The organism is Citrifermentans bemidjiense Bem (genome assembly GCF_000020725.1).
Taxonomy (GTDB): domain Bacteria; phylum Desulfobacterota; class Desulfuromonadia; order Geobacterales; family Geobacteraceae; genus Geomonas; species Geomonas bemidjiensis.
This window is the reverse complement of record NC_011146.1, coordinates 1737031-1754081: the sequence shown is the minus strand read 5'-3', so window position 1 is coordinate 1754081 and position 17051 is coordinate 1737031. Positions and strand designations below refer to the sequence as shown.

The following is a 17051-nucleotide window of genomic DNA, read 5'->3' as shown; positions in this document are numbered from 1 at the left end:
GCCATGAGCCAGCCGGAAAAAAACTATCAGGTCAACCTGTTGCGCCCGAAGCAAGGGCACATGCGGGACGAGGTGCTCATCATCCTCGCCATCCTCTTCGGCTGGGGGGTCTGCACCTTCGGCTTCCAGCTGCTGGTCTACCTCTGCCGGGGAACCGGCGCGGGGAGCCTTCTGACCCGGCTCACCCTGTTCAACCTGCCGCTTCATTTCTGGTTCACCGGGCAGTTCCTGCCGCTTTGGTTCATCGTCCTTTGCGTGGTCTTCAACCTGTACGTGGACCGCATCACCGAATACCACAGCCGCAAGCGGGACAAAAGCTATGAATGATTCCTCCTGGTCCATCTTCGTGGTGCTTTTGGTGCTGGCTTCCTTCATCGTGGTGGGGCTCAGGCAGAAGTCGCGCGAGAGTCAGGAGTACGGCTTCGGCGGCCGCTACACCGGGAGGATCGGGGGAGGTGCGGCCATCGCCAGCAACTGGATGAGCGCCGCAAGCCTCATGGGTCTTGCCGGGATCATCTACCTGCAGGGGTACCAGGGGCTCGCCTACGTGATCGGCTGGACCGGGGGGTACGTGCTGCTCCTCGTGCTCCTGGCGAGCCAGATCCGCCGCTTCGGCAAGTTCACCGCCCCCGAGTTCGTGGGGGAGCGCTACGGCTCCCAGGCCGCGCGCGCCATCGCCGCCGCCATCTCCATTGCCATCTCCATCATCTACTGCGTGGCCCAGTTCAAGGGGATAGGCCTCATCTTCTCCTTCATGTTCGGCATCGACTACCAGCAGGGGGTGACCTACGGGGCGCTGGCCGTGGTCTCCTACCTGGTCATCTCGGGGATGCTGGGGGTCCCGAGAAACCAGCAGCTGCAATACCTGGTGATCAGCGTCTCCTTCATCGTCCCGCTCATGTGGCTCGCCCGAAAGCTCGGCTACTTCTGGCTCCTCCCCCAGTTCGGCTACGGCCGCGCTCTTACCGATCTGTCGCGCCAGTTCAACATCGACTTCACCCTCCCCTTCGCCAACGGCTCCCTCTACCAGTGGTGCGCGCTCTGTTTCACACTCATGGTCGGCACCGCGGGGCTTCCCCACGTGCTGTCGCGCTTCTACACGGTACCCAACGTGCGCGACGCGCGCTGGAGCGTGGTCTGGGGGCTCTTCTTCATCGCCCTCATCTACTGGTCCGCCCCCGCCTTCTCCGTCTTCGGCAGGCTCTTGGAGGCGAGAAGCGGCCTCATCCCCGACCCCGCCGCGGCCCGCGATGCAGCCGACGTGATCGCGCTTAAGACTGCGGTCTGGGCGGGGCTTCCGGGGTGGCTCGTCGGGGTTCTCGCCGCAGGGGCCCTCTCGGCCGCCTTCTTCACCGTGGCGGGGCTGCTGATGACCGGCGCCGCCTCGATCTCCCACGATATCTACTATTCCATGGTCAACCGCAGCGCCAGCGAATCAGCGCGGATGCAGGTGGCCAAGGGTGGGACCTTGGTGCTCGCCGCCATCGTGCTCCTTTTGGCGCTCGACCCGCCGGGTCTGATCGCGGAGATCACGGCCGTCGCCTTCGCTTTGGCAGGCAACACCATCTTCCCGCTCTTTCTTCTGGGGATCTGGTGGGGGCGCGCCAACCGCTACGGCGCCATAGCGGGGATGCTGACCGGCATCGTCTGTACCGCCATCGCCCCTCTTTGCGGCGGTATTTTCCCGCAGCTGGCCCTCCTCTTCCCGGTCACCTCGTCGGCGCTTCTGGGGGCCCCCCTGGTGATAGCGGTGATGATAGCGGTTTCGCTCGCCACCCCCGCCCCATCGGAGGAGATGGGGCGCTTTCTGGAAAAAGAGGTGCACGGGCACCTCGACTGACAACGTCTTTGTACTGGGAGCCGTAAATGGCGATGCTGCTGGGAACCAAAGGAGACGACATCCTCAAGTGGCGCGAGAGCGCCCGGCTGGTGGAGGGGCTGAAGACGCGGCTTACCTGCAAGTGGGGGCGGAGCTCCGCGCAGGAGGCGCAGTCCTTCCTGGAAGGGATGACCGAGGCGCTGGAGGCGGAGCTCGACTACGAGTCGCAGCTGGACGCGGAGCTTGCGGCCTTGCACCAGGCCCTGAGGGAAACCGTCGCCCCGGCCGGGTTGCCTCCCCTAACCGCGCGCCACGGCGAACTTCTCTCCGCCCACTTCAGCAGGCGCGGCTCGGTCCTCGCGCTGACCGGCGCAGGCAACGCCTGGCACGACCTCCTGGTGGCGCGGGCGGCGCTTCTGGCGGAGGAGCGGATGCTCTCCCTGGGACAGGGAAGCCCCCCCGTCTACGCACTGCTGGTGACCGGGGACCGGGGGCGCGGGGAGCAGACCCTCTACGGCAAAAACCGCTATCTCCTTTTGCATCAGCTCGATTCGGAGCGCTTTTTCCTCTTCACCCGCCAGCTCGCCACTGCCCTCAAGGAGGCGGGGGTGATCGCGGAGGAGGAGGGGCTTTGGCACGGGTCGCTGGCAGACTGGCGGGCGCTTTTGAAAGGTTCGGGTGCTGCCCGCAAGAGGGACCCGCGCGAGGAGATGGAAAACCCCCTCCCCCCCTTCACCGCTCCGATGAAGGGGGGAAGCCCGTCGATGCCCGAAGGGCAGTGGCGCCTGGAGGCGATGGCCGACCTTTGCTTCGTGACCGGGTACGAACCGTTAGCCGACGAGGCGATAAACGCCGCTGCGTCATCGCTCAAAGAGCAGAGAAGCCGCGAGGCGTTTTTCCAGCTGGCGCGCAAGGCCATCCACCTCCCGCTGGCACTGGGGCACTTCGGGCGCTGGAGGATTGAGAAAAGCGGAGAGCACAAGGGGGAGATCGACGTGGAAGGGCTCGGCCTCACCCCCCTGGTGAGCGCGGTCCGCGTGCTGGCCATCCACATGGGGGTGCAGGGGGGAGGGACGCTGCACCGGGTGAGGGAGCTTCTCTACCGCGGCCTTTTCAGCGTGGAGTTGGCCGAGAGGGTGCTCGAGGCCCTGCAGTGTCTGATGCAGTTGCGGATACTGAGCGAGATACGCGGCGAGGCGGCAGGGGCGTACGCGAACCCCGAGGAGTTCACCCAGGAGCAGGACGAGAGGATCAGGGCAGCCTTCGAGGCGGTGCTCGACCTGCAGAAGATGGCCTACCAGCGCATGGTGGGACAGGGATAGGGCGGCTCTATGCGAATTTCCATCTCGGCAGGAACCCTCTTCACCTTCCCGCTCCCCAAGGCGTTCGCCATGGCGGCCGAAGCAGGTTTCGACGGCGTGGAGCTGGTGATAAACCAGGAGTTCCAGAAGGTAAGTTCGCGCCGGCTGATCAAGGAACTCTCCCGGGATATCCCGATCCTCTCCATACACGCCCCCTTCATGCCGCTGGACGGCTGGGGGGGGCCGGTCGACGCGCTCAAGCGCTGCGTGGAGATCGCCACCGACTGCGGCATAGGCCTGGTGAACTTCCACCCTCCCTCATGGATCGGGCTCGAGTTCGCCTACTGGCGCTGGCTGTACCGGATGCAGGATTTCCAGAAGGAGATTGGGGGGGAGGTGGCTGTGACCCTGGAGAACATGCCCTGGACCGGCAAGTACCGGATCAACGGCTACATACTCTCCGACACGCAGAAGATGATCGAGTTCCTCCACGAAAAGAACCTCTTCCTCACCTTCGACTGCACCCACATGGGAAGCGGGCGGGCCAACTTCATCAACGATTTCTACCTTTGCTACAACTCCGGGCGGATCAGGAACATCCATTTCTCCGACTACGGGCACGGCCGTCAGCACCTGCTCCCCGGCCACGGCATCCTGCCGCTCACCCGTTTTTTAAACCACCTGAGAAACACCGCCTACAACGACATCCTCACGCTCGAATTGTCGCCCCACGAGTTCCCCAAGGGGGAGCAGATCATCGTCGAGAGCCTGAAGGAGATCCTCGCCTACCTGCGGCGCGAGACCGAGAAGGCTACCCCCTGACCACGTAGACCGAGCACTTGGCGTCCTTCACCACCTTATGGGAGACGCTCCCAAGAAGCTTCCTTTTCAAGAATCCCTTCCCCGTCGAGCCGATCACGATGACGTCGATCTCCTCCTTCTGGGCAAATCTAAGCAGTTCCTCGGCCGGGTCGCCGTAGACCACAGCCGTCTCCAACTGCACGTCGAGCTCTCCGGCATTTTTTTCCACCACGTAGAAGATCCGCTCCTTGAGTTCGGCCCATTGGGCCTGCTCCGTGATGGGGCGCGCCGGGACGAAGTCGGTGAAGGTGTTGCGCGGGGCGTTTGGGAGGACCAAAAGGCCGTAGACCTTGCTCTTGAACTGGCTGGGGTTCCCGGCGGCCATGCGCACCGCCTCTTCCGCCGCCTTGTCGGAGAGGGGCGAGCCGTCGATGGCGACCAGGATCTTCTTGCGCAGGTTGAGCATCAGCTTCCTCCGGTAGGTGGGATGAAACAAAAGGAAGCTGGATTATAAAACAATGTCACCTGTAATGAAACAACTTTGACGCGGGAGGCACCCGGGGCTAGCCGCTCAACGCTCCCCTCTCCCTTTGGGAGAGGGTCAGGGTGAGGGGATTTTCTGGTTGCAGCAGAACGAAAAAAAGGCGCCCATAAGGACGCCCTTTTAAACCCCGCCTTCACCGACCACGCCTCTATCGCGCCGCCCCCCGCCCCAGTATCGAGAGCATCTCCTTGTGTATCGCGCCGTTGGAGGCGAGGATGCGGTGGTCGTAGACCGAGTAGGGAGCGCCTGCATGGTTCGTCACCTTCCCCCCCGCCTCCTGCACCAGCAGGGTCCCGGCGGCAACATCCCAGGGTTTCAGCTTGCACTCCCAGTAGCCGTCGAGCCTCCCGGCCGCTACACAAGCGAGGTCCAGCGCCGCAGCACCGGCGCGACGCACACCGCGCGCGGCCAGTTGCAATTCGATGAAGTTTTCGAAGTTGTTCTCGTTGTCGCGGGCGATGTCGTAGGGAAAACCGGTGGCGATCAGCGACTGCCTAAGCGGCGCGCGCTGCGAAACCAATATCCTGCGGCCGTTCAAAAACGCCCCCTCCCCCTTCGCCGCGCTGAAGAGCTCGTCCATCATGCAGTGGTAGACCACCCCCGCCAGGATCTCCCCCTCTTTCTCGAAGGCGATGGAGACGCAAAACCAGGGGAAGCCGTGGGCGTAGTTGGTGGTGCCGTCCAGCGGGTCGACGATCCAGCGGAGCCCCGGGTCCCCCTCCGGGTACTGATTCTCCTCGGCTAAGAAGCTGTGGCCGGGGAACACCCCACTGATCCGGTTCACGATCAGTTCCTCGCAGGCGCGGTCCACCTCGGTCACCAGGTCCACCTCCCCCTTGTAGGAGAGGGTGTGCTCGCTCCAAAGCCGCTCCTTCTGCAGGGCACCGGCCTCGCGAGCGGCTGTTGTAGCGGTATCCAGCACCTTCCTTATGTCTATCTCAACCGGCATCGCACATGCCTCCAGGTTCCTCGCCGTATACCTGCAGCAGCTCGTGCATCTCCTCCAGCAGGGTGAAATGGATCTCGTCGTCAGCCGCTATTCTCAAAAAGAGTTCCCGCTCCCAGCCGCTGGCCTCTTCGGCCAGTTTGCCGCAAGCGCGTGCGCTCACCGCCTCGAACTGCATGGCGCTTTTGTAGCACCCCAGGTCCCCGGTGAAGGAAAGGACACCTTCCTGCACGGCGAGCCGGCGCAGTATCCTCCTCGCGCCGTCCAAGGTGGCAGAGGCAGGCAGCTCCACCCGCGCCCCGTCTTGCAACGCACGCAGGGCGTCGGCGTGCCTCGTCTCATCCTCGGTGAACATTCTGAAGATAGAGGTGAAGCCGGCGATCCCGGCCTCGGCGCCGCAGCGCTCGTAGTAACCCCTTGCGTCCCCTTCCTTTCTGAGTGCCATGTCGCGCGAGTCCATATCACCCTCCCTCAAAGAGATCATTTACGGCTGGAAAACAGTAACAGAAAAAAACGGCATTTCTAAAGGTTGGAGACTTTTTTGGGCAAAAAAAACGGGGGGACCTGTTGGTCCCCCCGCGGGCTTTACTTTGGCAAATCAGATTCTAGTTGTAAGCACTTTCCGAATGCTGCGTCTGGTCGAGCCCCATGATCTCGTCTTCCTTCTCCACCCTGAAGCCGATGGTCTTGTCCAGCACGAAGGAGATGACGAAGGTGACCACGACGGCATAGAGGGCGGCGGCGCCGACGGCGACGAGCTGGGTCACGAACTGCTTCATGTTCCCCGAGCTAAGACCGGTGGCTCCGACGGTGGCGAAGACGCCGGTCAGGATGGCGCCGGTGGTGCCGCCGATGCCGTGCACGCCGAAGGCATCGAGGGAGTCGTCGTACTTAAGCTTCGCTTTCAGGAGCACGCCGCCATAGCAGACGAGGCCGCCGGCAACACCCATCAGGAGGGCGGCACCCGGCTGCACGAAGCCGGCAGCGGGGGTGATCACGACGAGCCCCGCCACGACGCCGGAACCAAAGCCCAAGGCCGAAGGCTTCCCTGCATGGATCCACTCGGCGATCATCCAGGTAAGGCCTGCCGCCGCAGGAGCGATGGTGGTGGTCATGAAGGCGAGGCCGGCCAGGCCGCCAGCGGCATCCGAGCAATTTGCGCCGACCACGGCGGAACCGGCGTTGAAGCCGAACCAGCCGAACCAGAGCACGCCGACGCCCAAAAGGGTCAGCGGCAGGCTGTGCGGAGCCATGCGCTCGGTCGGGAAGCCATGGCGCTTGCCCAAGAAGTAGAGCACCACCAGGGACGAGATACCCGAGGAAAGGTGAACGACGGTGCCGCCTGCGAAGTCGAGCGCGCCGAGCTTGAAGAGCCAGCCATCCACCATCCAGACCCAGTGGGCCAGCGGGTCGTACACCAAGGTGGTCCAAAGGAGGACGAAGAGACAATAGGCGGAGAACTTGATCCTCTCGGCCAGGGCACCCGAGATGAGGGCCACGGTGATCATGGCGAACATCCCCTGGAACATGGCGAAGACGTATTCGGGAATGGCGCCGGGCTCGGTGGATACGTTCTGGAACAGCGCGTAGACGGGGTTCCCGTCCTTAAAGCTGATGAGGCCGCTCAAAAGCGCCTTCGAGAAGTTGCCGATAAGACCGTGCCCCAGGTCGGGGCCGAAGGAAAGGGAGTAGCCGATCAGGGCCCACTGCACCCCGACGATCCCCATCGCCACCAGCGAATGCATCATAGTGGAGAGGACGTTCTTGGAGCGGACCATGCCGCCGTAGAAAAGGGCGAGGCCGGGGATCATGAAGAGAACCAGTGCGGCGGAGATCAGCATCCAGGCGGTGTCGCCGGTATTCAGCACCGGGTCGACGTTCTTAGGGACGGCGGCTGCAGCGACAGGAGCCGCTGCTGGTGCTGCGGGTACTGCGGCAGTGGCTGCCACCGGCGCGGCGGGCGCGGCAACGCTCGCTGCAACTGCGGGGGAGGCCGCCTCGCCGGCTTTTTCCTCGGCGCCGGCCATTGCCGGGAGGAGCAGCAGGGAGGCCAGCAGCATGAGCTTGGTGAATTTAACGGTGAGGCAGCTGGAAACGACAGAGAAACCGGCGTTGCGAGCTGCGTTCTTAGCCTTCATATCGTCACGAATCATAACACTCTCCATTGGTCGGTATGGTTGTCGGTGCAGGGGCTTAGATGGCCTCTCCGCCCTTCTCTCCGGTCCTGATCCTGACCGCGTCTTCCAGCGGCAAGATAAAGATCTTGCCGTCGCCGATCCTTCCGGTCCTGGCGATCTCCTCGATGGTCCCCACAGCCTTGGCCACCAGTTCGTCGGCGACCGCGATCTCCAGCTTCACCTTCGGGATGAAATCCACCACGTACTCCGCACCACGGTATAGCTCCGTATGGCCCTTTTGACGGCCGTAACCTTTTACCTCGCTCACCGTGATCCCCTCGATGCCGATTTCATTCAGGGCATCCTTCACTTCATCGAGCTTGAACGGCTTGATGATTGCTTCGATAAGCTTCATCGCTTGCCTCCTTTTGTGACGGCGGTGATGTTCTGTTAACTCTTTAGAGACATTCGCACCCGGCCGGCCTATCCGGCCCGGCTGCTGTTTAGCGTCCACTTCCTGTTTTCAGGCCCGTGAAGGCTTCAATGCCCTGGCTTTTTTCCACGTCGAAAGCACAGCTTTTGGTCCAGCCTTGAAATCAGTTCCCCCTTTCCCGATAGTTGGCGCCTTCCACCACGACCTGCGCCATTGCCTACGGGCGGGAAAGCTATCTGGGGCACCTCGCTGTGCCGTTTGACAGCTGGATAGCACAGGCCGTGCCACGCTCTGTACCCAAAACCTAAACGGTTGAAATCGCTGGATCAAGATTCCACCGGGGTCCATGGCAAAGGGAGTTGCCGTCTCTAACGCGGCAGGGCTGACTATTTTTTAAGCAAGACAGGAAGAGGAAGTGCGGCTACTGCCAGCGGTTGAAAAGGCGGGGAAGCTCCGTAGAGGGGACCGGTTTACTGAAGAGGTAACCCTGGTACATGTCGCAGCCGTTTTTGGTGAGGAAGTCGAGCTGGGGCTTGGTCTCGACCCCCTCCGCGATCACCTTCAGCTTCATCGTGTGCGCCATCTCGATGGTGGCGAGGGTGATGGCGGCGTCGTCGGGGTCGGTGGTGATGTCATTGATAAAGGTCCGGTCGATCTTGAGGACGTCAAGCGGGAAGCGCTTTAAATAGGAGAGCGAGGAGAAGCCGGTCCCGAAGTCGTCGATGGCGAGCCTCACCCCCATCCCTTTCAGGGCCTGCAGCGTCTTTACAGTGCGTTCGGTGTGCGCCATGAGCACTCCCTCGGTAAGTTCCAGTTCCAAAAGCCCCGGGTCGAGCCCGCTCTCTTTCAGGACCGAGGTCACCGTCTCCAAAAGCTCGTTTTTCATGAATTGCTGGCCTGAGATGTTGATGGCAAGCGTCACCGGCGGGAACCCCGCGTCCAGCCAGAGCTTGTGTTGCCGGCATGCTTCCCGCATCACCCACTGGTCGATCTGGATCACCAGCCCGATCTCCTCGGCCAGCGGTAGGAAACGCCCCGGTTCGACGAGGCCCAGTTCCTTGGAGTTCCAGCGCACCAGCGCCTCAATCCCCACCACACGTCCGCTTTGGTTTGAGACCTGCGGCTGGTAGTAGACGATGAATTCCTCCTCCTTGAGCGCCTTGTGCAGCTGGCTTTCCAGTATGATCCGCTCCAGCGCCTTGGCGTTCATGGACTCGTCGTAGATCTGGTAGCCGTTTCTCCCCTGTTCCTTGGCCTGGTACATGGCGCCGTCCGCGTTCCGGATCAGGTCGCTCGCCGTAGTGGCGTCGAAGGGGTAGAGGCTGATGCCGATGCTGGTGGAGACGAAAACCTCCTGCCCTTCTAGCGAGTAGGGAACTGAAACTGCCTCAAGGATTCGGCGGGCGATCTTGGCCACGTCCTGGAAGTGCTCTATGTCGGAGAGCATGATGGTGAACTCGTCCCCTCCCAGGCGCGAGACCAGGGACGGCGGGCACTCCTCGTCGGCGCGGGCGAGACAGTCCCCTCTGCGGACGCAGCGCAGCAGCCGGTCGGCCACGTCCTGCAGCAGGCGGTCCCCTACCCCGTGCCCGAGGGTGTCGTTGACGAGCTTGAAGCGGTCCAGGTCGAGGAAGAGGACCGCGAGCATCCGGTCGTAGCGGTTGGCGAAGACCAGGGCCTGCTCCAACTGCTGCAGGAAGAAGCGGCGGTTGGGAAGGCCGGTCAGCGCGTCGTAGTAAGCCAGGAGCCGGATCTGTTCCTCGGCGCGCTTTCTCTCGGTGATGTCCTGGATAGTTCCAGTTAAGCAGACAGCCTCGCCCTGCTCGTCCAGTACCGTCACCAGCTCGGCGTGCAGGGTGCGCTCTCCCCCCCCCAGCGTGATCCGATAGTCGAAGGAAAGCGGTGCGCGCTTGCCGATCGCCTCGTCGATGGATCCCTGCACGAAACCGCGGTCCAGGGGGTGCACCGGGTCGAGGATGGGGTTTCCCCCTTTGAAAGAGCGCTCGATGCTGCAGATGCTGTAGACCTCCTCGGAGCACCGGATCTCGCCGGTAACGAGGTCCCACTCCCAACTCCCGATATGGGCGAGGCTCTGGGCGTGAGCTAAGCCCGCCCTGCTCTCCCTCAACTGCTCCAGGGCGCCGCTCGCCCTCAGCATGTAGCTCACCCGGTACCCGAGCACGTGCCAGTTGATCGGTTTGGTGATGAAATCGGTGGCCCCCGCCTCGTAGGCGCAGTCTATTGACTCCAGGTCGTCCAGGCCGGTCATCATCAAAACCGGCGTGTCCCGCCCGGAGGCGGTGCGCCGGATGGCGCTGCAGACGGAGAAGCCGTCGATGCCCGGCATCATCACGTCCAGGAGCACGATGTCTGGCGCGTGCACATCGAACTCCTCCAGCGCCTGCTCGCCGTTTTCCACGTCGCGCACGGCGAAGCCGGAGTTCTCCAGGGTCTCCCGGGCCAGAAGGCGCACTGCCTGGTCGTCGTCCACGACCATGACGAGCGGTGTGCTGCGCTTTGCTTTCCTAGTCAGCATGAAGGTCCTCCCAAAAGGGCATCCCTGACCAACCGGTATTCCTCCTCAACCTGTACGAGCAGCGCCCCCGCCCCCTCGGTCGACCCCGCGCGCCCCAGGCTCTCCAGCTCCAGGCAGACCCCGGCAAGCCTTACGGCGCCTAGATTCGCGCTGCTCGACTTGAAGCTGTGCGCCGCTGCCTTGAGCTTCTCGGCGTCGCCGCCGGACTCAGCCTCGCGCAAGGTCTGCAAAAGCGTCGGCGTGCTGGCGAGGTAGAGGTCTACCACCTTGCGCAGGATCGCGACGCCGCGGTTGCCCGGCAGGGTGCGGATCAGCTCCAGCACGCCCCCCGCCCTTCCCGGACAGATGGTCTCCGCCAGGATCCCCGCCGGCCGCGCTTGCGTGGCACTCGCCTCGCCGCAGCCAAGACGCCTTTCGATCGACTTGGAGAGCTGCTCCCGGCTGAAAGGTTTGGAAAGGTAGTCATCGGCACCGGCGGCGAGACAGGCCTCGCGGTCTCCCTTCATGGCGTAGGCGGTGAGGGCGATGATGGGGACGCGCGCGGAGGAACCTTCTTCCCGCTGCCGAATGCGCCGGGTCGCCTCCAGGCCGTCCAGCACCGGCATCTGGCAGTCCATGAAGATGAGGTCGAATGCCCCCCGCTGCAACTCCTTAAGCGCCGCGAGCCCGTTCTCCGCCACCTTCACCCGGCAACCCAGGCTCTCCAGCAGCCCTCTCCCCACCTCCTGGTTCACCACGTTGTCCTCGACTAAGAGCACCTGGCGCAGCCGCCGCAGGGTGGGCGCTTCCTCACCTCCCCCTTGCTCCTCTTCCATGCCGAGTGCGGAGACAAGTGCGGCATAGAGCACTTCCTGGGTCAGGTTGCGCCTGGATAAAAGCGCCACCTCGATCTCGCGCACCCGCTCGGCCGGAGCCGCCTCAGGCTCCTCGGCCAGGAGCACCAGCCGCACGGAGTGCCCTACCGCGACGCTACGGATGGCCGCCGCAAGCGCCAGGCCGTCGGTCCCGGCCACGCAGTGGTCCATGAGGACCAGGTCGAAGGGGGCGGCCACCAGCCTGCAGAGAGCGCCGGGCGCGTCTCCGACGCAGTCAAGGTCCATCCCCAGCCCCCCCATGAGTTCCAGGAGGGTCTCCTGCAGCTCCGGGTCGTCTGTTGCGACGAGGGCACGCTTGCTGCGCAACGCGCTGTAGGAGCGCTCGGGGGGCGGGGCCTTCTGGTGCGGCTCCAAAGCCACGGTGAAGCTGAAGCTCGACCCTTTACCCGGCTCGCTGGAAAGTTCCATCCCCCCCCCCATGAGTTCGGTCAGTTGCTTCGCGATGGCGAGCCCCAAGCCGGTGCCACCGTACCTGCGGGTCATCGACTCGTCCCCCTGAGCGAAGTGATCGAAGATCCGCTCCTGGGCCTCCCTGGAGATGCCGATCCCGGTGTCCTCGACGGTCACCCGCACCAGGGCAGGTCTCCGCACCAGGGAGACCGAAAGGGTGACGGCACCCTCGGGGGTGAACTTCACCGCGTTCCCCAAGAGGTTCACCATCACCTGGCGCAGGCGCCCCGGATCCCCCTGGAACATCACGGGGAGCCCCGGCTCGATCCGGCAGCTTAAAGCTATACCCTTCCTGGCCGCGTCGTCGGCGAACATCGCAACCGCGTCCGCCGTCAACTGATGCAGGTCGAAGGGGATCATCTCCAGTTCCATCCGCCCCGCCTCGATCTTGGAGAAGTCGAGTATGTTGTTTATGATCCCCAAAAGGGCCTCGCCCGAGCAGCGCACCGACTCCACGAACCGGGCCTGCTCCTTGGAGAGGTAGGTGTTCAAGAGCAGCTCGGTCATCCCGAGGACGCCGTACATCGGTGTCCTGATCTCGTGACTCATCTGCGCCAGGAAATCGGACTTGGCGCGGTTGGCGGACTGGGCCGACTCCATGGCCCGCCGCACCTCTTCCAGGCTCTCCTCCAATTGCCGGTTCACGCTGGAGAGTTCAGCGGTACGCTCGGCCACCTCCAGCTTCAGCTCTTCCGAGTGGAGGGCGAGCCGCTCGTCGCGGATGGAGATCTCCTCCAGCATCTCGTTGAAACAGTCGAAGAGAAGCCCTAACTCGTCGTTGCTGCCGTCCTCCACGCGAACCTGGTAGTCCTGGCTGTGGGAGACGATTTCCATTTTCTTGCTGAGCCGGTGGATGGGGTCCGAGATGAACCGTTTGATGCGCAGCGACAGGAGTTGGGCCAAGACGCCCAGCCCCAGAGAGGCGAGCGCAGCGGCGCCGGAGAGAAACAAGAAGAGCGAGCGGAAAGAGTCAGACGGCACCCACTGCCAAAGGAGCGCCGGATAGCGGAGCTGGTAGCAGGCGAACGCGGCCACGAGCGCCAGCAGCAACAGCGCGTTGCACGCGACTAGCGGCGCCATGAGCTTTGCCTTCAGGCAGCTTTTTACGGTCCGATTGCCGTCCACGTCCCCCCCCGTCGTGCGCTCGGGAGGATTACACCGCCTCCCCCATGCGTGGAGGCGCCAACGCAGCGCCCCCCGGAGCGCAAAACGTTAAAACTGTACAATAATGTTTTTTAATTTCAAGAAATTCGGGAGGCGGCGGCGAGGGATATGAAATTTCCGATCAGCCGCTGCGAAACCTTGTTGAAAGCGGCCTCGGCGGCGAGAAAGGAGCTCAGGTGGTCGGTCTTGGGGAGGGGGAGGAGGTCCCAGGCGGCGACTATGGATGGGTCGACCTCCGGATGGAACTGCACGCCGTAGGCGGCCTGCCCCAGCCTGAAGGCTTGAGCCGGGCAGGCGGCCGAGGAGGCGAGGAGCGTGGCGCCAGGGGGGACGGTAAAGCTGTCGTTGTGCAGCTGGAAGGTGAGGAAGGGGTCGGGAAGCCCCCGGAAGAGCGGGTCCAACTCTCCTTCGCGGGTGAGGTCCACCTGGCAGACGCCATGTTCGCCGTAGGGGGAACGGGAGATTACCTCCCCGCCGGCGGCAAAGGACAAGAGCTGCCCCCCGAGGCAGATCCCCAGAAGCGGCGTGCCGGCCTGGAGCGCCTCCCTCAGGAAGGAGAGCACCCGGGTCAGGTAGGGATGCTTCGCCGTATCGTGCGCCCCCATCTCCCCTCCCAGCACCACGATGCCCGTGGCCTCAGCGGGGTCAGGTAGGGCCTCGCCGCTATAGGGGGTCACTGTGGTAAATGTCTCCCCCGCGGCGGCCAAGAGCCGGCTGCAGCTTCCGGAAGGGCACTGCGGGTCGTTCTGCACGATCAGGAACATGTCGTCTCCATTACCAAAACCATTGGCAACGAGGAAATCTAAGGACTTCCGAGAAAGGCGAATCTTTAAAGGTTAGACCCTCTCGTGTCTTTGTTTGTGCTCAGATTTCCTCAGAAGTTCTCCCTGTTAGAGGTTTTGAGTTCCCCCAGGCTGCCAAAGCTTAAGGGTGAGTCGGGGAAGTCCTCGGCGGAGAGCCTCCGCATCAGGGAAAGCGCGCGCTGCTTGGGATCGGGAGCGGGTGCCGTAAGACACGCCTGCCGGAAGGAGTTGATGCTCCCCTCCAGGAAGGAGCCGTCTTTGTCGAGGCGGACCGTGAGCAGCGGAGCGTAGCCGCTCTCGCCGGCGACGCTCACCCCGCCGAAGGTGGCGAAGTTCCCGAGGCTGTAGGCGATCAGCCGGCCGCGGTAAAGCTCCAGGGCCCGCGGCACGTGTGGGCCGTGGGCCACCACCAGGTCCGCCCCCGCCGCCACCGCCTGGTGCGCGAAGGAGAGAAGGTCGCCGCGCGGCTCATCCAGGTAGCGCTCCATCCCCGGGGTCACATGCTGCGCGTCGCGCCCCTCCGCTCCGGCATGGATCGAGAGGATCAGGATGTCGTAGTTCGCCGCTTCCCGGGCGATCTCCTGCAGGGCCTGTGCCGGAAAGGTGATGGAGCGAGGCGGTGGGCCGAAGGCGAGCGAGATGATGCCGACCCGGGTGCCGCGCACAGTGAACTCGGCGACCTCCCCCTTCTTGCTGGAGTAGAGTACCCCGGCCCGGGCCAGTGCCTGCTTGGTGGAGGCGACCCCTTCTCTGCCGAAGTCCTGGGCGTGGTTGTTGGCAAGCGACACCATGGAGATCCCGGCATCGCTTAAGATCCTGGCGAAGGCGGGGGGGGTGCGGAACAGGTAGCGCCTGCCGGGAAGGGGCTCTTTGACTGGGTTTCCCCCCTCGCAGAGAGGGCCTTCCAGGTTGGCCATGGCGATGTCGGCGCGCTTGAAAAGGGGTGCGGCGGCGGCGAAGAGCGAGCGCCCGCCGTCCTTGGGGAGTCTGGCTGCGGGGAAGTCGCTCCCCATCATGACGTCGCCCACGGCGGCCACGGTGATGCCGCGCTCGGCAAAGGCAACGAGGGGGGGACAAAGGAGGGTAAAAAAAGTCGGCAGCAGGAAAAGCCGTGCCGTATGAAGGGTCGCTTTGATCAGATGGATCCTTTCCTGTTGCCTTTTGAAAAAGCAGATCTCCCGCCGGCAGCCCCTTTTTTAGGCAAGGCGCCAGGCGGGAGATCTAAGTATTCGGCTACAGTTACGCTTTGCGGTGCAAAAGCCCCTCAGCCACTACCTCTACCACGTCCTTCACCCGCACCTGTCCGGCACCCTTGTCCTTCAGGCCGTCCTCGATCATGGTCATGCAGTAGGGGCAGGCGACGCAGATGGTGTCGGGGGAGCCTTCAAGCGCCTCGGCCACGCGGGCGTGGTTCACCCTCTCGCCGGTGAACTCCTCCATCCACATGCGCCCGCCGCCGGCGCCGCAGCAAAACGAGTTCCTGCCGTTTCTCTCCATCTCCTGCGGGGCGCTTCCGGTAGCCGCTTGAATCACGCCGCGCGGCGCGTCGAACACGCCGTTGTGGCGCCCGAGATAACAGGGGTCGTGGTAGGTGATCTTGCCGAGGCTCTTCTCCGAGCCGTCCAGCTTGATGCGCCCGTCCGCGAGAAGCTCCGCGATCAGCTGGGACTGGTGCAGCACCTCCAGCTCCAGCCCGTATTGGCGGTAGTCGTTTTTAAGCGTGGTCAGGCAGTGCGGGCAGAGGGTGATCACCTTGGTGACACCCTTCTCGCGGAAGAGCTCCACGTTCTCCAGTGCCATCTTCTCGAAGACGTACTCGTTGCCGAGCCTTCTCAGCGAATCGCCGCAGCACTTCTCCTCTTTTCCCAGGATGCCGTAGGAAACCCCGGCCGCATTCAGCACGCTGGCAAGCGCCACGGTCACCTGCTTCGCGCGCGAATCGAAGGAGCCGGCGCAGCCGACGTAAAGAAGATACTCGGTCTCCCCTGCCACAAACGGCTTCACCTCCAGGGTGGAAACCCACTTGCTCCGCTCGCTGGGAGCAATCCCCCAGGGGTTGGAGCGCTGCTCCATGTTCTCGAACAGGTTCAGGAGTTCCTCCGGGAAGCGGGACTCGTCCTGCACCAGGTGCCTTCTCATCTTGACGATCTTCGGCATCTGCTCGATCAGCACCGGGCAGGCCTCCATGCAGGCGCCGCAGGTGGTGCAGTCCCAGATCGCCTCCTCGGTGTTGGTCCCCTCCCCTTCGTTGCCGATGAGCGGGAGCGTCCCCTTCCTCCCCTCTCTGAGCGCGTGGCTGTTCTCCAGGAGGTTGGTCTTGATGGCGTGCACGATCTGGCGCGGGTTCAAGGCCTTGCCGGTGCTGGCGGCGGGGCAGGCGGCCTGGCAGCGGCCGCACTCGGTGCAGGAGAAGGAGTCGAATAGATCCTTCCAGGTGAAGCGCTCCACGCTCCCCGCCCCGTACTCGGCCCCCTTCTCGAACTTCTCGCGCGGCTGGGTAGCCGGCCAGTCGAGGCTACCCAGGTAGCAGTTGGGGATGGCGGTCAAGATGTGCATATGTTTGGAATGCGGCAAAAAGCAGATGAAGGCCAGAAGCACCAGGGCGTGCAGCCACCAGGAGACGGCCTCGACCGTCCCCAGAAGCCCCGGATAGCGGGTTAAAAGCGACCCTACGAAGCTCGATACCGGCATCGCAGCAGAAGCCGCCTCCTTCCCCTGCGCGATCTGCGCCCCGTGCATCCCGAAGTAGGCGAGCATGAGGAGCGCGATGAAGGAGAGGATGACGAAGGCCTCCGGGCTTCTCCCCTTCACGTAGAGGGAGTCGAGATAGGGGGGCCTCACGATGAGGCGTCTCCCGAAGGAGAGCGCGATCGCTATCAGAGTCAGAAGCGAGACCAGGTCGAACAAGAGCAGCAGAGCGTGGTGCAGCCCCTGCGGCAGCGCGGCGAGGCTTACCGACGGGAAGACGCCGTTCAAAAGGAACTCCCCGTTGGCGATGGCCAGGATCAGGAAGGACCAGAAGATGACGAAGTGGTTCAGGCCGAACGGTTTTTTCACCACGCGCAGCTGGGCGAAGGCGTACAAAAGCATCTCCTGCAGGCGGCGCCCGGGGTGGTCGAGCCTTTCCTCGGGCTGCCCGAAGCAGACCAGTGAAAAGCGGCGGTACACGCTCCAGCAGAAAAAGGCGAGCGAGGCGACCAGTAGCGTCGTGAAGAGTGCGGTTTGCGGCATCATGGATGTTTCCTCTTTGAAAAATGCGGCC

14 protein-coding genes are annotated in these 17051 nt (G+C 63.6%); 4 read left to right on the top strand and 10 right to left on the bottom strand.

Annotated elements, in window-relative coordinates:
* The first annotated feature begins 3 nt into the window (after nt 1-3).
* The 4 genes from GBEM_RS07615 to GBEM_RS07600 are packed head-to-tail and all read left to right on the top strand — an operon-like array spanning nt 4 to nt 3942.
* Nucleotides 4-327 (top strand): DUF4212 domain-containing protein, encoded by a 324-nt coding sequence (locus GBEM_RS07615; RefSeq protein ID WP_012529948.1) that lies wholly within the window; start codon nt 4-6, stop codon nt 325-327.
* Complete coding sequence (locus GBEM_RS07610) at nt 320-1840, top strand: VC_2705 family sodium/solute symporter (protein ID WP_012529947.1); 1521 nt, start codon at nt 320-322, stop codon at nt 1838-1840. Before GBEM_RS07615 ends, GBEM_RS07610 begins: the two co-directional genes overlap by 8 nt.
* A gap of 26 nt (nt 1841-1866) precedes the next feature.
* Entirely contained in the window at nt 1867-3141 is a 1275-nt protein-coding gene (locus GBEM_RS07605) for a putative nucleotidyltransferase substrate binding domain-containing protein (RefSeq protein WP_012529946.1), read from the top strand.
* A gap of 9 nt (nt 3142-3150) precedes the next feature.
* Nucleotides 3151-3942, top strand: a complete 792-nt coding sequence (locus GBEM_RS07600; RefSeq protein ID WP_012529945.1) for a sugar phosphate isomerase/epimerase family protein — start codon at nt 3151-3153, stop codon at nt 3940-3942.
* Here the strand turns inward: GBEM_RS07600 and GBEM_RS07595 are convergent.
* From GBEM_RS07595 to GBEM_RS07550, 10 genes are all read right to left on the bottom strand, one after another.
* Nucleotides 3932-4387, bottom strand: a complete 456-nt coding sequence (locus GBEM_RS07595; RefSeq protein WP_012529944.1) for a universal stress protein — start codon at nt 4385-4387, stop codon at nt 3932-3934. The genes GBEM_RS07600 and GBEM_RS07595 overlap by 11 nt on opposite strands.
* Before the next feature lie 226 nt (nt 4388-4613).
* On the bottom strand, nt 4614-5414 hold the full coding sequence (locus GBEM_RS07590; RefSeq protein ID WP_012529943.1) for an inositol monophosphatase family protein: 801 nt from the start codon (nt 5412-5414) through the stop codon (nt 4614-4616).
* A complete protein-coding gene (locus GBEM_RS07585) occupies nt 5404-5871 on the bottom strand; it encodes a ferritin family protein (RefSeq protein WP_012529942.1) in 468 nt (155 codons plus the stop codon). Before GBEM_RS07585 ends, GBEM_RS07590 begins: the two co-directional genes overlap by 11 nt.
* A gap of 145 nt (nt 5872-6016) precedes the next feature.
* A complete protein-coding gene (locus GBEM_RS07580) occupies nt 6017-7564 on the bottom strand; it encodes an ammonium transporter (RefSeq protein WP_012529941.1) in 1548 nt (515 codons plus the stop codon).
* A 40-nt stretch (nt 7565-7604) separates the two neighbouring features.
* On the bottom strand, nt 7605-7943 hold the full coding sequence (locus tag GBEM_RS07575; protein WP_012529940.1) for a P-II family nitrogen regulator: 339 nt from the start codon (nt 7941-7943) through the stop codon (nt 7605-7607).
* Between the two features lie 439 nt (nt 7944-8382).
* Complete coding sequence (locus tag GBEM_RS07570) at nt 8383-10497, bottom strand: putative bifunctional diguanylate cyclase/phosphodiesterase (RefSeq protein WP_012529939.1); 2115 nt, start codon at nt 10495-10497, stop codon at nt 8383-8385.
* On the bottom strand, nt 10491-12947 hold the full coding sequence (locus GBEM_RS07565; protein WP_012529938.1) for a response regulator: 2457 nt from the start codon (nt 12945-12947) through the stop codon (nt 10491-10493). Before GBEM_RS07565 ends, GBEM_RS07570 begins: the two co-directional genes overlap by 7 nt.
* A gap of 116 nt (nt 12948-13063) precedes the next feature.
* Nucleotides 13064-13750, bottom strand: a complete 687-nt coding sequence (locus GBEM_RS07560; protein WP_012529937.1) for a type 1 glutamine amidotransferase — start codon at nt 13748-13750, stop codon at nt 13064-13066.
* 110 nt (nt 13751-13860) lie between these two features.
* A complete protein-coding gene (locus GBEM_RS07555; RefSeq protein ID WP_226373941.1) occupies nt 13861-14817 on the bottom strand; it encodes a CapA family protein in 957 nt (318 codons plus the stop codon).
* Nucleotides 14818-15028: 211 nt separating this feature from the next.
* The gene (locus GBEM_RS07550; protein ID WP_012529935.1) at nt 15029-17023 is read right to left on the bottom strand and encodes a (Fe-S)-binding protein; all 1995 of its coding nucleotides are present in this window, start codon (nt 17021-17023) and stop codon (nt 15029-15031) included.
* Nucleotides 17024-17051: the final 28 nt, after the last annotated feature.